The organism is Streptomyces sp. NBC_00259, assembly GCF_036181745.1.
Lineage (GTDB): Bacteria > Actinomycetota > Actinomycetes > Streptomycetales > Streptomycetaceae > Streptomyces > Streptomyces pratisoli.
The window spans coordinates 1,150,425-1,165,936 of record NZ_CP108080.1; the positions used below are offsets into that span (position 1 = coordinate 1,150,425).

Consider the following 15,512-nt stretch of genomic DNA (forward strand, 5'->3'; position numbering starts at 1 on the left):
CCATGACCTGGGCCTCGATCGATCTCAACGCCGACCTCGGCGAGGGCTTCGGCCGCTGGCGGCTGACCGACGACGAGGCGCTGCTCTCCGTCGTCACCAGCGCCAATGTGGCCTGCGGCTTTCACGCCGGGGACGCCGCCACCATGCGGCGGGTCTGCACCCTGGCGGCCGAGCACAAGGTGCGGATCGGCGCCCAGGTCTCCTACCGCGATCTGGCCGGCTTCGGCCGGCGCCCGATGGATGTCCCGCCGGACGAACTGGCCGCCGAAGTGGCGTACCAGATCGGTGCGCTGGAGGTCTTCGCCCGCGCCGCCGGAACGCGCGTCTCGTACGTCAAACCGCATGGAGCGCTGTACAACCGGGTCGTCCACGACGAGCAGCAGGCGGAGGCGGTCGTCGAAGGGGTCATGCTCACCGGTGAGCGGTTGCCGCTGCTGGGCCTGCCCGGCTCGACGCTGCACACGATGGCGGAGAAGGCCGGACTCCCCGTCGTCACCGAGGCCTTCGCGGACCGGGCCTACACGGCGGACGGCACCCTCGTGCCACGGGGGCAGGAGGGTGCCGTCCTGACCGATCAGGACGCGGTCGTCGAACGATCGGTGTCGATGGCCAGGTTCGGGGTCGTCACCTCGCACTGCGGCCGGCCGGTCGGCGTCCGTGCACGTTCGCTCTGCGTCCACGGCGACACCCCGGGAGCGGTCGCCCTGGCCCGCACGGTGCGTGCGCGGCTGGAGGAGTCGGGTGTGCGGGTGGAGGCCTTCGTATGAGACTGCTGCCCGTCGGCGACCGGGCACTGCTGGTGGAGCTGGGCAGCGGCGCGGAGGCCGAGTCGCTGCACGCCGAGCTGTTGCGCCGCCGTGCCGCCGGGACGCTTCCCCCGGTCGGCGAGATCGTGCCGGCGGCACGGACGGTCCTCCTCGACGGCGTCGACGAGCCGGGCCGGCTGGCCGCCGAGCTGCCCCACTGGGTCGTCCCGCCCCTCACCGCCGGCACCCGGGACGTGATCGAGATACCCGTGCGGTACGACGGACCGGACCTCGCGGACGTCGCGGCCCTGTGGGGAGTGGCGGTTCAGGACGTCGCCGCGATCCACTCGTCCGCCGAATTCCATGTCGCCTTCTGCGGGTTCGCACCCGGTTTCGGCTATCTCACCGGGCTCGACGAACGCTTCGCGGTGTCTCGCCGGGCGACGCCGAGGACATCCGTACCGGCGGGAGCGGTGGCGCTGGCCGGGCCGTACACGGGCGTGTACCCCCGCTCCTCCCCCGGCGGGTGGCAGCTGATCGGGACGACGGAGACGGTCCTGTGGGACGACGCGCGGGAGCCCGCCGCGCTGTTGTCGCCCGGTGCGCGGGTGCGCTTCGTGCCCGGGGCGGAGGGCAGCCGATGACCGACCGTGCCCTCGCGGTGGTACGGGCAGGGGCGCTGACGACCGTGCAGGACCTGGGCCGGCCCGGGTACGCGCACCTCGGCGTACCGCGCTCCGGTGCGCTCGATCCGGCTGCGCTGCGCCTGGTCAACCGGCTCGTCGGCAACCCCCGGGACGCGGCGGTGCTGGAGACCACGCTCACCGGCTGCGCGGTGCGGCCGCGGAGTGCCGTGACCGTGGCGGTCGGCGGGGCACCGTGCCCGGTGCGGGTCGAGGGCCGCCCGGTGGCCTGGGGCGCGCCGGTGCGGGTCGGAGCCGGTCAGCTGCTGGAGGTGGGCGGCGCGGTGCGCGGCGTACGGAGCTATGTGGCGTTCGCCGGGGGCGTCGCGGCCGATCCGGTGCTGGGCAGCCGGTCGACGGATCTGCTGTCCGGGCTCGGACCGCCGCCGCTGGCCGACGGCGTGGTGCTTCCGCTGGGCCTGCCCGCCGGCCCGGCCGGGCGCCTCGACGGCTCACCGTGGCCCGGGCCGCCGGCCGAGCTGGTGCTGCGGGTGCGGCTCGGCCCACGCGACGACTGGTTCACGGACACCGCCCTGCGGACGCTGAGCACCGGTGCGTACCGGGTGTCGGCGGCGAGCAACCGCATCGGGCTGCGCACGGAGGGGCCGCCGCTGGAGCGTTCCGTCCGGGCCGAACTGCCCAGCGAGGGCATGGTGCTGGGTGCGGTCCAGGTCCCGCCGGACGGCAGGCCCGTGGTGTTCCTCGCCGATCACCCGACGACCGGCGGCTATCCGGTCGTGGCCGTCGTGCGCGAACCGGACCTCGCGGCGGCGGCGCAGGCCGTGCCGGGAACGCCGGTGCGGTTCGTGCCCGTGCGGTAGCCGCGGGCGCCGACCGATCACGGCCCGCCGGTCGGACCGCTGTTCGAACCACCGTTCGGACCACCGTTCGGACCGCCGTTCGGACCGGCGTTCGGACCGGCGTTCGGACCGGCGTGGCCGGCCGCCGGGCCGTATCCGCCGCCGCCCGGGGTTCGTACGACCAGGACATCACCGGGGCCGACCTCGACCGAGTCCACGCCGCGCAGGTTCTCGACGGTTCCGTCCGCCCGCTCGACGGCGTTGGCGCCCAGCGCTCCCGGCTCGCCGCCGGCCATCCCGTACGGCGCCACCCTGCGATGGCCGGTCAGCAGGGCCACGGTCATCGGTTCCAGGAAGCGGATCCTGCGCACCACTCCGTGGCCGCCGCGCCACCGTCCCGCGCCCCCGCTGCCGTCGCGTACCGCGAAGGCGTCGACCCGCACGGGGTAGCGCCACTCCAGCACCTCCGGGTCGGTCAGCCGGGAGTTGGTCATATGGGTCTGTACGGCGTCGGCGCCGTCGAAGCCGTCGCCCGCGCCGGAGCCGCTCGCCACCGTTTCGTAGTACTGCACACGGTCGTTGCCGAAGGTGACGTTGTTCATCGTGCCCGAGCCCTCCGCCTGCACCCCGAGCGCCGCGTACAGCGCGCCGGTGACGGACTGCGAGGTCTCGACGTTGCCCGCCACCGTCGCCGCGGGGTAGGCCGGCGCGAGCATCGACCCTTCCGGCACCCGTACGTCCAGCGGTTCCAGACAGCCGCTGTTGAGGGGGATGTCGTCGGCGACCAGGGTCCGGAAGACGTACAGCACGGCCGCCATCACCACCGACCTCGGCGCGTTGGCGTTGCCGGGCTGCTGCTCGGAGGTTCCGGTGAAGTCGAGGACGGCGCTGCGGGCCTCCCGGTCCACGGTCAGCGCGACCTCGATGACCGCGCCGCCGTCGGTCTCGTACCGGCAGGAGCCGTCGTGGAGCCCGGCCACGATGCGGCGTACGGACTCCTCCGCGTTGTCGCGTACGTGTCCCATGTAGGCCTGGACGACGTCGAGGCCGAACTCCTCGACCATGCGGCCGAGTTCGCTGATGCCCTTCTCGTTGGCGGCGATCTGGGCCCTGAGGTCGGCGAGGTTGGTGTCCGGGTCGCGGGACGGATGGGGCGCGCCGGTGAGCAGCTCGCGCGTCTCGGCCTCCCGCAGCCGTCCGTCGCGTACGAGCAGCCAGTTGTCGAAGAGCACGCCTTCCTCGTCGATGGTGCGGCTGAACGCGGGCATCGAGCCGGGAGTGATGCCGCCGATCTCGGCGTGGTGGCCTCGCGAGGCCACGAGGAAGCGCAGCTCGTGCCCGTCCTCGCCGAAGACGGGGGTCACGACGGTGACATCGGGCAGATGTGTGCCGCCGTGATACGGGTCGTTGATGGCGTACACATCGCCCGGTCGTAGCTCACCGGTGTTGCGCCGCAGCACTTCCTTGATGGATTCGCCCATCGATCCCAGATGCACGGGGATGTGGGGGGCGTTGGCGATGAGATTGCCCTCGGCATCGAAGAGGGCGCAGGAGAAGTCGAGCCGTTCCTTGATGTTGACGGAGTGGGCGGTGTTCTCCAGGCGCACGCCCATCTGCTCGGCGATCGCCATGAAGAGGTTGTTGAAGACCTCCAGCAGCACGGGGTCGACGTCCGTGCCCACGGCGGTACGGGCGGGCCGTGGCCGGACGCGCGTGAGCAGCAGATGTCCGCCCTCACCGACGGCGGCCTGCCAGCCGGGGTCGAGGACGGTCGTGGCATCGGCCTCGGCGATGATCGCCGGTCCCTCGACGTTGTCGTCCGGGGAGAGGTCCTTGCGCCGGTGGAGCGGGGTGTCCGCGGGGCGCCCGTCCAGGAACATCCGGACCGTGTCCCGCGCCCGGGGACCCGCGCCGCCCCGCGCGGCCTCTTCGACGACGACCGAGCCGTGCGGCCCGGCCGTGCCCACCGCCTCGACCGACACCGCCTCGACGACGAGCGGCTTTTCCATGGTGAACGCGTACCGCGCGCGGTGCGCCGAGGTGAACGCCTCCCGCATCCCGTCGAGCGTGCCCAACTGCACGGGCATTCCCGCGTCCGTTCCGGCGTAACGGAGGAGCGCGCGGGCACGGGTGCTGATCGCGTCGTCGGGGACGGCGTCGTCGCGCAGCTCCGCACGGGTGCGTGCGGCGAGGTCGTCGCAGAGCTTCTCCACCCGGCGCAGGGTGTCCTCGTTCAGCTCGGCCTCGACGGACTGCTCGCGCATGGCCGTGGCGTCGGCCAGCCCGATGCCGTAGGCGGAGAGGACCCCGGCGAGCGGCGGCACGATGACGGTGTTGATGCCGAGGGCGTCGGCGACGGCGCACGCGTGCTGGCCGCCGGCGCCGCCGAAGCAGGTCAGGGCGTAGCGGGTGACGTCGTGGCCGCGCTGCACGGAGATCTTCTTGACGGCGTTCGCCATGTTGAGGACGGCGATCTCCAGGAAACCCGCCGCGACCTCCTCCGGGCCGCGCTCGGTGCCCGTGGCCTCGCGCACCTCGTCGGCGAGCCGCTCGAACTTCTCCCGCACGACGTCGGCGTCGAGCGGCTGGTCACCGTCCGGCCCGAAGACCGCCGGGAAGTGCGCGGGCTGGATGCGGCCGAGCATCACATTGGCGTCGGTGACGGTGAGCGGGCCGCCGCGCCGGTAGCAGGCCGGTCCCGGTACGGCGCCCGCCGAGTCGGGGCCGACACGGTAGCGCTGGCCGTCGAAGTGGAGGATCGAGCCGCCGCCCGCGGCGACGGTGTGGATGTTCATCATCGGCGCGCGCATCCGCACGCCCGCGACCTGGGTGCCGAGTTCCCGCTCGAACTCCCCCGCGTAGTGCGAGACGTCGGTGGACGTGCCGCCCATGTCGAAGCCGATGACACGGCCGAAGCCCGCCTGCTCGGAGGTGCGGGCCATGCCGACCACTCCGCCGGCCGGGCCGGACAGCACGGCGTCCTTGCCACGGAAGTGGGCGGCTTCGCGCAGCCCGCCGTTGGACTGCATGAACATCAGCCGGATGGAGCGGAGTTCCTCGGCGACCTCGTCGACGTAGCGGCGCAGGATCGGCGAGAGGTAGGCGTCCACGACGGTGGTGTCGCCACGCGGTACGAGCTTGATGAGCGGGCTCACCTCGTGCGAGCAGCTCACCTGCGTGAAGCCCAGCCGGCGGGCGGCGTCGGCGACGGCCGCCTCGTGGGCGGGGTGGCGGTAGCCGTGCATGAGGACGACGGCGACGCTCGCGAAACCGTCGCGGCGGGCGGCCCTCAGCTGTTCCTCGACCGGCGCGATCTCCAGTGGTCTGACGACCTCTCCGTGCGCGTCGATCCGCTCGGGGACCTCGATGACACGGTCGTACACGGCCTCGGGGAGGACGATGTGGCGGTCGAAGAGCCGGGGGCGGTTCTGGTACGCGATGCGCAACGCGTCCCGGAAGCCTTCCGTGACGACGAGGACCGTCGGGTCGCCGCGGCGCTCCAGCAGGGCGTTCGTGGCGACGGTCGTCCCCATCTTGACGACGTCGATCCGGTCCGCCGGCACGGTGTCCCCGGGGCCCAGCCCGAGGAGCAGCCGGATGCCGGCGACGGCCGCGTCGGGGTAGTGCTCGGGGTTGTGGGAGAGCAGTTTGCGGGTGACGAGATGACCGTCGGGGCGTTTGCCGACGACATCGGTGAAGGTCCCGCCACGGTCGATCCAGAACTCCCAGCGCCCGCTCATTCCCCCATTCTGACAAGCGGCGGGTCGAGTGACAGCGAGGCGAGCGCGGACAGCAGCGCGTTTTCGGCGACGTGGTCGAGGCGTGTGCTGGTGCCGCGGGCCCAGTGGCGTACCTCGGAACCGGCGAGGCCGACCAGTTGGGGCAGGAGATCGGTGCACCGGCGGGCCACCCAGGCCGTGCCGGCCGTGGCCAGCCACGCGGCCTTGGCCATCCGGCTCGGCACGGGCTGCTGGGGTTCGGCGCCGGGGGCGGTCCCGAGGGCGAAGCCCTCCGCGGTGAGCAGCTCATGGAAGCGTCGGGCGATCATGCGGTGTCCGCGCTCGCCCGGGTGGAGCCGGTCCGCGCTCCACATGGAGCGGTCCTCGACCCAGCCGGCGTCGGCGATGTGCAGGTGCACGGCGCCGTACCGCTCGGACAGCGCGTGGACGACGGCGTTGACGGTCCGCTGCCTGCGGGCGAGGGGGCGGGCGAGCGGACCGGGCAGGGCGAGCATCGTGCCGGGGTCGGGCAGGCAGGCGGTCAGCAGCCGGGTGCCGGTTTCGCTGAGCGCGGCGCAGACCGTGTCGAGTCGGACGGCCAGGTCGCGGATGTCGAACGTGTGCCGCAGGGTGTCGTTCACCCCGACGATGACGGAGGCGAGATCCGGGGCGTAGCCGAGGACCTCGGGCGTCTGGCGCTCGTGGACGTCGCGTGCGAGCGCCCCGCTGACGGCGAAGTTCCGGAACTCCGCGGGTCTGCCGGGCTCGCCCAGCCCTTGGGCCAGCAGCGCGGCCCAGCCCCGCCAGGCCCCGTCGACCCGGTCGCCGACGCCCTCGGTGAGCGAGTCGCCGAGGGCGGCGAAGCGGGGCGGACGCGGGGGCGCGGCGGCCTCGGCGCTCCGGGACGCGACGACTCGCGGCGCCGTGGCGTCGCGGCCTTCGGGCCCCGGCGCAGGCGCCACCGCCCCGGCACCTCGTACGGGGGCGGGCGGCGCGGAGGGCTCCGAGGTGATGACGGCAGGGAGGGTGGGGAGGGTCTCGGCGCTGGGGAAAGTCTCGGCGCTGGGGAAGGTCTTGGGGCTGGGGGCCGGGGGGCTCAGGTCGATGGTCATGCCGCGACCTCCGGGTGGTGGGGTATGCGGGCGGGGGCGTCATGGGCGGCGAGGAAGGCCGCGACCGCGCGGTCCCAGCTGAAGAGTTCCGCCCGGGCGCGGGCGGCGCCCCGGCGGTCGTCCTCGCCTCGGGCGAGGAGTTCCCGTACCGCGTCGGCGAAGGCCTCCGGGGTGTCGGTCGCCGCGATACCCGCGTCGCCGATGACCTCGGGCAGAGCCGAGGACGCGCTGGCCACGACGGGGGTGCCGCAGGCGAGTGCCTCCAGGGCGGAGAGCCCGAAGGTCTCGGCGGGCCCGGGCGCGAGGCAGATGTCCGCCGCGGCCTGGAGGTCCGCGAGGGCCTCACGGTCGGCGACATGGCCGAGGAAGTGCACGGGCAGCCGGGCGTCCTGGGCCCGCCGGGTCAGCCCGCTGCGCAGCGGTCCCTCTCCCGCGACCACCAGCGACGCGCGGACGCCGCTCGCGCGGAGCGTGGCGAGCGCGTCGAGCGCCATGCCAGGGCGCTTCTCCACGGACAGCCGCGAGCAGAGCAGCAGCAGGACCTCGGCGCCTTCCGCGTAGCGGGCCCGGAGCACCTTGCTGCGCCGCCCCGGCCGGCACCGTTCGAGCTCGACCCCGAGCGGCGCGCGCACCACGTTGCCCGCCCCGATGCGGATGAACTCCCGCTCCGCCCATTCGGTCGTGCAGACGATCCGCGAGTACGACCAGGCGCTGCGCCTGTTCAGCCGGTCCGCGGTGCGCTCGGCGAACGCGCCGGGGACGCCCCAGGTGCGCAGCACACCGTCGGCCGTCTCGTGCGACACCATGACCGAGGGGACGCGATGGCGCCGTGCCCATTCCCCGGTCCACCGCAGGGTGGTGCGGTCGGAGACCTCCAGCCGGTCCGGGGCCAGCTCCTCCAGGAGCTGCCGCAGCCGGGTCCTGCCGGCGAGGACCCGGTAACCGCCGGTGCCCGGCAGCTCGGGTCCGGGGATGGTGATGACCCGTCCCTGCGGGGTGAGTTCGTCGGTCTCCGCGTCGCCGGGGACGACCAGCACCGGTTCGTGGCCGGCCGCCAGATAGCCGCGGCCCAGCTCGCGCAGGGCCGTGCGCAGCCCGCCGGACGCGGGCGTGACGAAGTTCGCGAGCCGTACGATCCGCAGCCCGCCCGTCCCGTCGATGACCCGAGAGCCGCTCATGCCGCCACCGCCGTACGCTCGCGCAGCACCTCGGTGTAGTGGCTCAGCAGCAGGTCGCCGACCGCGGCCCAGGTCCGGCCCTCGACCGTGTCCCGGCCGGCCTGCCCGTACGCCTGCCTGCGCGCCGGATCCGCCACGAGCGCCGCCACCGCGTCGCGCACCTCGCGCGCGTCGTGCGGCGGTACGAGCAGCCCGGTGCGGCCGTGGTCGACGAGGTCCAGGGGCCCGCCTGCGGCCGGTGCGATGACCGGCAGGCCACTGGCCATGGCTTCCTGCACCGTCTGGCAGAACGTCTCGTACGGGCCGGTGTGCGCGAACACGTCGAAGGAGGCGAAGATCCGGGCGAGGTCCTCGCCGGTGCGGCGGCCGAGGAACACGGCCCCGGGCAGGGAGCTCTGCAGCGACGTGCTGCTGGGCCCGTCGCCCACGACCACGACCTTGACCCCCGGCAGTCCGCAGACTCCCGAGAGCAGTTCGACGCACTTCTCGGGCGCCAGCCGGCCGACGTATCCGACGATCGTCTCGCCGTTCGGGGCGAGCTCGCGCCGCAGCGCCTCGTCCCTCAGCTCGGGCCGGAACCGTACGGTGTCGACACCGCGCGGCCACAGCCGTACCCGCGGGACTCCGTGCTCCTCCAGGTCCCGCACGGCGGCGGTGGAGGGAGCGAGTGTCCGGTCGGCGGCGGTGTGCACGGTACGGATGCGTCGCCACGCCGTGTTCTCGCCCGCGCCCATGTACGTACGGGCGTATCCGGCGAGGTCGGTCTGGTAGATGGCGACGGCGGGCAGCCCGAGTTTCGCCGCGACCCCCATCCCGCGCACCCCGAGCACGAACGGGCTGGCGAGATGGACGACATCGGCCCGGTGCGCGGTGAGCGCCGCGGCCAGCCGCCGACTGGGCAGGGCCACACGGACCTGCGGATAGCCGGGTAGCGGCAGCGACGGCACGCGCACCACCGGGCAGGGTGCTTCGATGTCGGGCCCGGCGACGGCCGGGGCGATGACGAGCGGGTCATGACCGCGCGCGGCGAGATGCCGGGCGGTCTGCAGGGCGCAGTGCGCCACACCATTGACGTCGGGCGGGAAGGATTCGGTGACGATGACGACACGCATATGGGTGTTCTCGTCCCGCCGGGGGTGGTCCGGCCAACGTGGATCTTTCCGCACGTGAAACGTCCCATGAGCGTTTGTGCCACGCCCCCCGTCCGCCGACCGGACCTGCCCCGCGATGCCCCACCCTGCCCGTTTCGGCCATGCCTTTCGGCCATGGGCAGGACGGAGTTCCGGCCGGGGTGCCACGCGCGCCGCTGCGGCGCGTGATCATGGGCGGAATCGCCCCGGGCCCCGGAAGGCCGGCACGGGCGATGCGCGTGCCCGCCGTCGCGTCAGAGCGGCGGCCCGTCCGGCGCTATGCGGCTGCGGACGGCCGTCTGGACCTCGGCCTCCTCGGCCGGGTCGGCGGCGAGCCGACGCAGTCGTTCGGCGACACGCGCGTCACCGGTTTCGGCGTGCAGCGCGGCGACCTCTCTCGTGGTCTCCTCGCAGTCCCAGAGGCATTCGACGGCGAAGCCCGTGGCGAAGGAGGGGTCGGTCGCGGCCAGGGCGCGGGCCGTGCGGCCGCGCAGCTGGGAGGAGGTGGTCTCGCGGTAGACATGGCGCAGCACGGGCGCCGCGCAGCCGATGCCGAGCCGGCCGGTGCCGTCGACGAGGGTCCACAACAGGGGAGCGTCGGGTCCGTCGGCCCGGACGGTCTCGCGGAGCGCGCCGAGGACCAGCTCGGTGTCCTGGGCGCCGCCGCGGCAGGCGAGGACGCCGGCGGCCGAGGCGCCGAGGGCGTCCGGGCGGTGGACCCAGCCGCGCGCCCGGTCGACGGCGGCTTCGCCGCACATCCGCTCGAACGCGGCGACGGCGGCGTCGGCGACCGTACGGGACGGATCGGCGGCCGCGGCCTCGATGAGATCGAGCACCGCGGGGTCCCGGGCCTCCGCCAGGTAGTGCAGTGCGGCGCAGCGCGCACCGTCGGGGCCGCTGCGCGCCGCCTCGACGATCAGCGGACGGTCGTCGGGCCCGGCGACAGCGCCGAGACAGCGTGCCGCCGGAACGTGCAGCGCGCTGCCGCGCTCCAGTCCCTGCTGGGCCCATTCGAAGACGGCCTGGACGCTCCAGCCGGGGCGGGGCCCGGTCGGCCGCAGCTGTCGCTGCCAGCGGTCGAAGGATCCGTGCTCCTGCGCGGCGCGCACCCGGGTCCCGACCGTGTCCCGCTGGTCCTCCGCCCACAGCCGCCACGGCCGCGGCTCGAAGGCGTCCCGTACGGCGGCGGCCAGCTCGGCGTCGCCCTCCGGGGTGGCCGGGAACCGGCCGAGGACGGCGCCGGCGAGTGAGCGCAGTCCGGAGTCGTCGTCGCGCAGGGCCAGCTCGTCGAGGGCCCAGGCCCAGTTGGATCCGGTCGCGGCGTACCGCCGCAGCAGCAGCAGGGCGTCGTCGCGTCCGTAGGAGGCGAGGTGGCCGAGCACGGAGAGCGCGAGCCCGGTCCGTGCGTCGTCGCTGTCGAAGTGGTCCTCGGCACCGAAGAGGTGGGCCTCGATCTCTTCGAGGCCGCCGCCGAGGTCGAGGTAGAGGCGCGCGTAGTAGAGGGAGCGGTTCTCGACCTGCCAGTCGTGGCGGGGGTCGCTCAGCACACAGTGGTTGAGGGCCGCGAGGGCTTCGGCGCGGGGGGCCGCGAGCGCGTGCAGGGTGCCGTCACCGCGGCCCCTCTGCAGCAGGCCGAGGAGGGTACCGCTCGGCGCTATGACTGGTTCGAACATGGAAAGTGCCTCACATCAAGCTGTCGACGCGACCGGGGGTGTGTTCGCCTAGGCCACGCGGCAACATGATCGGCTGCCCGTCGTCTTCCGCTTGGTGTAAACCATCTTCCACTGCCTCTCGTCGGTGGCCCCTTGCGGGCCCGACGTCATGATGACCCAGCCGTTTCGTCGCCGCGACCACATTTACGGCGACCGTCTCACCTGGTGTTCAACACCCGTTCACCGGGCGCCGAACAGCTCCAGGAGGTCCGCCTTCCCAAACATCCGCGCGGTATCCACCGCGGACGGAGTTCCTGCTTCCGGATCGGCTCCGCCGTCGAGCAGGGCACGGATCACGGTGTCCTCGCCCTTGAAGACGGCACCCGCGAGCGGGGTCTGGCCGCGGTCGTTGGCCCGGTCCGCCTCGGCGCCACGGGCCAGGAGGGCCGTCACCGCGGAGGCGTGCCCGTGGTACGCGGCGAGCATCAGGAGCGAGTCGCCCCTGTCGTTGGTGAGGTTCGCCGGAACACCGGCGTCCACGTAGGCGACGAGTGCCTCGGCGTCCCCCTGGCGAGCCAGATCGAAGATCTTGGAGGCCAGCTCGACCACCTCGGGATCCGGGACTTCACTCATCGGAAGGACCGCCTCTCACTGCGTTGACCTGGTACGGCGTACGGGCCGGGCAGCCCCGCACAAGTGAACCGACAGCGTACTGCCCGGTGGGCGAGCACGGCTCCGCCCGTACCGAAGGGTCCGACGCCGCACGCACGGCGAAGATCGTCCATACCCGCCACCAAGATCGACACGCTCGAGGCAACGATCCGGTATCCGCCATTTCAGTGAAAATACTGAATTTTCACCCGAATGCCGCTTTTGTCACATAGATACCTTCTGTGAGGATGGAAGAACTCATGGTGACTGTCCCCTCAACCAGGAGAACTCCTCATGATCCTCTCCGTCTCAGGCGTCGTGCTGCTCGGAATCATCGTCTTCCTCTTCTTCAAGAAGGACGGGTTGAAGGCGTCGCACGCACTGATCTCGGCTCTCTTCGGCTTCTATCTCGCGGGCACGGCCATCGCCCCGAGCATCACCGCGGGAGGCGCGAGCCTGGCCAGCCTCCTGGGCGGGATCAAGTTCTGACCTTCCCGCACCGCCCCTTCCACCACTCGAGGAGCAGGAGAACCACGTGGCCCGGCGACCACTCCCCCGCCTTCCGATCAGCGCCACCGACCGGATCGCTCGCACCCGAGAGCTCGCGCGGACGGCCGCCGACAACGCCACCGACGTCCTCCACCCGCTCATCACGATCAGCCGCGGACTACGGCTGCTGGCCGCCGCCGGACTGCGTAAATGGGCCGACACGCCCAAGGAACGGCGTGGCCCGACGCTGTTCCTGGCGGCGGTCTGCGTGCTGGGAGTCGGGCTCGCGCCGTACGGGCCGCTGCTCGCCCTGATCACGCTGATGGGAGTGGCCGCGTGGCGGGGGCGCGAACGCACCCCGGCGCGGACCGGGCCGACCGAGGCGGAGACCACGCGGCTGCAGGCCCTCTACGACGCGCTCGTCCCGTACTTCTCCGTCCCCGAGGATCCAAGTCCGCTCTTCGCCCACGGCGGGGAGTGGGCCAAGACGTTCAGCGACCACCGGTTCGACGGCGGCGGGCGGCTGACCCGGCTGCGGGTGACGTACCCGGCGTACTTCACCGACGGCGAGGCCGAGGCACGCGCCCGGATCGAACAGCTGCTGCACGCCAAGTCCGGACGCGGACGCGAGTACCTGTTCGACTGGGACGAAGAAGGCAACCAGCTGCTCATGAGCGTGCTGTCCCCGCTCCCGACCACGGTCGCCGCCCAGCGTTTCGTCACCGCCCCCGGCGAGCTGGTCCTGGGCTTCACCGATCCCGGCGCCGTCCAGCGCACGGTTCCGGTCGTCGACGGCGAGGAGACCAGGGACGCGCCGCCCGTGGTCTGGCGTACCGGCCCCCGTTCGACGGAGCCGCACCTGCTCGCGGTGGGGCATCCCGGCAGCGGTACGACGTCGCTGCTGCGCTCGATCGCCCTTCAGGCGCTGACCCAGGGCGACGTCCTGATCGTGGAGGGCAGCGGGACCGGCGAGTACGCCTGTCTGACCGGGCGGACCGGCGTGCTCGCCGTCGAATGCGGCCTGGCCGGGGCGCTGGCGAGCCTGGAGTGGGCGGCGCACGAGACGGAGCGGCGGCTCATCACCGCGAACCGGGCCCGACAGGCGGGGCATCCCGCGCCCGAGGACACCAGACGGCCGCTGTACGTCCTCGTCGACCGGCCCAGCGTGTTCAGCCATCTCGCGGCGGCCGACGGGCGGACCGACCCCCAGCAACTGCTCCAGGTGCCGCTGCGGCACGGCCGGGCCGTGCACGTCACCGTGGTCGTGGCCGACCAGTTCGACAGCCTGGAGTTCCTGAGCGAGACGGTCCGCACACACACCCGCGCCCGTGCAGTGCTCGGCCCGGCCACTCCGGCGCAGGTGGAGAGCGTGCTGGGCGCGCCGCCGCACACGACACCGACGTCCGAGGTCCCGCCCGGGCGGGGCTATGCCCGGATGGGAACCGGCGGAGTCCTCAGGCTCCAGGTGCCGGCGACGCCCGACCCGTACGACGACGCGACCAGCGAAGCCCATCGCCAGGCGGTGCTGGAGCTGCTCCCGGAGCGGCAGATCGCGCCGGACGAGCGGCGCGCGGAGGACGAGCGGCGCGCGGCAGACCCGCGGACCGAGCCCGTGGCGGAGCCGCTCACCGATCCCCTGCCCGAACCCCTGGTCGAGCCTCTTGCCGAGCCGCTGCCCGAACCGGCCCCGGAACCGGCGGCGAGTGCCCGGCCGCGGCCCGCCACGACGCCGGTACCGGCCGAAGGCTGACCGCCGCCCGCCGACCTGCCGCGCAAGGGCACGCCGCCCCCGGCGGCGTCAGGCCACGAACGTCCTCGGGGCATCCGTGCCCGTCGTCACACCCGTTTCGACCAGCCGGGCCGCCGCCGCGAGCCGGGCCGCCGCCTCGTCGGCGACCGGACCGCCGACGGTGAACGGCAGGCGTACGTACCCCTCGAAGGCGCCGTCCACGCCAAAGCGCGGCCCCGACGGGACCCGCACGCCGACGCGTTCGCCCACCTCCGCGAGGCGGGAACCGGACAGACCGCCCGCGCGGACCCACAGCGTCAGGCCGCCGTGCGGCACCTCGAACTCCCAGCCGGGCAGTTCCCGGCGCAGCGCCGTCACCATCTCGTCGCGGTTCCGGCGCGCCTGGGCGCGGCGCAGGGCCACCGCCTCGTTCCAGCCGCCGGTCCCCATCAGCCAGTTGACGCCGAGCTGCTCCAGGACGGGGGTGCCCAGGTCGGCATAGGCCCGGGCGGCGACGAGGGAGCGGATCACATCGGGGGCGGCCCTCACCCAGCCGATCCGCATGCCCGCCCAGAAGGCCTTGCTGGCCGAGCCGACCGTGAGGACCGTGGAGCCGGCGGGGTCGAAGGCGCAGACGGGCCGCGGCATGTCGGTGTCGTCGTCGAGGCAGAGTTCGGACATCGTCTCGTCCACGACGAGGACCGTGCCGGCGGACCGGGCCGCGTCGACGAGCTGGCGCCGCTGGTCCTCGTCCGCCAGTGCCCCGGTCGGATTGTGGAAGTCGGCGACGACGTAGGCGAGCCGGGGCGCGGCGTCGCGCAGAACCTGCCGCCAGCGGGGCATGTCCCAGCCCCGCAGTCCCTCCGCCATGGCCACGGGCACCAGCCGGGCCCCGGCCTCCCTCATCAGCTGCAGGATGTTCGCGTACGAGGGCGACTCGACGGCGATGCGCTCGCCCCGTCCGGCGAAGAGGTGGCAGATGGCGTCGATGGCGCCCATCGCGCCCGTGGTGACCATGATCTGCTCGGGCATCGTGGGGATGCCGCGCTCGGTGTACCGGTCGGCGAGCATCCGGCGCAGCGCGGGCAGACCCGCCGGGTAGTCGCCGTGGGTGTGCGCGTACGGCGGCAGCTCCTCCAGCGCGCCCTGGATGCTCCGGGTGAGCCAGGGCTCGGGCGCCGGGAGGGCCGCGCAGCCGAGGTCGATCATCGAGCCGAGCGACTCCGGCGGCAGGGGTTCGAGTCCGCGGGCGGGCAGCGGGTTCCCGGCGGGTACGGCCGTCCAGCTGCCGGCGCCCCTGCGGGACTCCAGGAATCCCTCGGCCCGCAGTGCCTCGTACGCCGCCGCCACGGTCGTGCGGCTGACGGCGAGGGACACGGCGAGCTCGCGCTCGGCGGGCAGCCTGGCGGCGACGGGGACCCGGCCTTCGAGGACGAGGAGCCGTACGCCGTCGGCGAGTGCCCGGTAGGCGGGCGGCCTGCGGGTGCCGGGGCCGGCCGGGCGGGCCTGTTGTGCCTGGAGCTGCCGGGCCAGCGCGACCGCTCCGACCGCCGAAGTCCACTCCGCCATGGAAGTCGGTCCACCTTCCTCGAATTGGCCATGGTTGGCCTTTCGTTCCCTGCC

At 73.5% G+C, this 15,512-nt stretch carries 12 protein-coding genes; 5 read left to right on the plus strand and 7 right to left on the minus strand.

Translation table 11 applies throughout. The features are described 5' to 3' along the window. The first annotated feature begins 2 nt into the window (after nt 1–2). From OG766_RS05120 to OG766_RS05130, 3 genes are read left to right on the plus strand one after another with little or no spacing between them, the layout of a single operon-like run. Entirely contained in the window at nt 3–767 is a 765-nt protein-coding gene (locus tag OG766_RS05120; protein WP_266375939.1) for a LamB/YcsF family protein, read from the plus strand. Continuing rightward, nucleotides 764–1,390 carry a 5-oxoprolinase subunit B family protein gene (locus OG766_RS05125; RefSeq protein ID WP_266375937.1) on the plus strand — a complete coding sequence of 209 codons (627 nt, stop codon included), beginning with the start codon at nt 764–766 and terminating at the stop codon, nt 1,388–1,390. Before OG766_RS05120 ends, OG766_RS05125 begins: the two co-directional genes overlap by 4 nt. After that, a complete protein-coding gene (locus OG766_RS05130) occupies nt 1,387–2,250 on the plus strand; it encodes a biotin-dependent carboxyltransferase family protein (protein WP_328724647.1) in 864 nt (287 codons plus the stop codon). Before OG766_RS05125 ends, OG766_RS05130 begins: the two co-directional genes overlap by 4 nt. Before the next feature lie 17 nt (nt 2,251–2,267). On the opposite strand, the gene OG766_RS05135 is transcribed toward OG766_RS05130, so the two are convergent. The 6 genes from OG766_RS05135 to OG766_RS05160 all read right to left on the minus strand — a co-directional run bounded on the left by OG766_RS05135 (nt 2,268) and on the right by OG766_RS05160 (nt 11,653). Next, nucleotides 2,268–5,969 (minus strand): hydantoinase B/oxoprolinase family protein, encoded by a 3,702-nt coding sequence (locus OG766_RS05135; protein WP_328724648.1) that lies wholly within the window; start codon nt 5,967–5,969, stop codon nt 2,268–2,270. Then, on the minus strand, nt 5,966–6,961 hold the full coding sequence (locus tag OG766_RS05140) for an SGNH/GDSL hydrolase family protein (RefSeq protein WP_443045594.1): 996 nt from the start codon (nt 6,959–6,961) through the stop codon (nt 5,966–5,968). The genes OG766_RS05135 and OG766_RS05140 overlap by 4 nt, the downstream gene beginning before the upstream one ends. A 95-nt stretch (nt 6,962–7,056) precedes the next feature. Then, the gene (locus OG766_RS05145; protein ID WP_266375933.1) at nt 7,057–8,238 is read right to left on the minus strand and encodes a glycosyltransferase; all 1,182 of its coding nucleotides are present in this window, start codon (nt 8,236–8,238) and stop codon (nt 7,057–7,059) included. Next, the gene (locus OG766_RS05150; RefSeq protein WP_266375932.1) at nt 8,235–9,350 is read right to left on the minus strand and encodes a glycosyltransferase family 4 protein; all 1,116 of its coding nucleotides are present in this window, start codon (nt 9,348–9,350) and stop codon (nt 8,235–8,237) included. Before OG766_RS05150 ends, OG766_RS05145 begins: the two co-directional genes overlap by 4 nt. A gap of 272 nt (nt 9,351–9,622) precedes the next feature. After that, nucleotides 9,623–11,041, minus strand: coding sequence for a HEAT repeat domain-containing protein (locus OG766_RS05155; RefSeq protein WP_266375931.1), 1,419 nt, complete (start codon nt 11,039–11,041; stop codon nt 9,623–9,625). 219 nt (nt 11,042–11,260) lie between these two features. Then, nucleotides 11,261–11,653: an ankyrin repeat domain-containing protein gene (locus OG766_RS05160; RefSeq protein WP_328724650.1), complete on the minus strand. Its 393-nt coding sequence runs from the start codon at nt 11,651–11,653 to the stop codon at nt 11,261–11,263. A gap of 312 nt (nt 11,654–11,965) precedes the next feature. Here OG766_RS05160 and OG766_RS05165 point away from each other — a divergent pair, with 312 nt between their 5' ends. After that, a complete protein-coding gene (locus tag OG766_RS05165) occupies nt 11,966–12,160 on the plus strand; it encodes a hypothetical protein (protein WP_266375929.1) in 195 nt (64 codons plus the stop codon). Nucleotides 12,161–12,206: 46 nt separating this feature from the next. Further along, nucleotides 12,207–13,910 (plus strand): hypothetical protein, encoded by a 1,704-nt coding sequence (locus OG766_RS05170; protein ID WP_328724651.1) that lies wholly within the window; start codon nt 12,207–12,209, stop codon nt 13,908–13,910. A gap of 48 nt (nt 13,911–13,958) precedes the next feature. Here OG766_RS05170 and OG766_RS05175 read toward each other — a convergent pair whose 3' ends face one another. Next, entirely contained in the window at nt 13,959–15,458 is a 1,500-nt protein-coding gene (locus OG766_RS05175) for an SCO1417 family MocR-like transcription factor (RefSeq protein ID WP_266375927.1), read from the minus strand. Nucleotides 15,459–15,512: the final 54 nt, after the last annotated feature.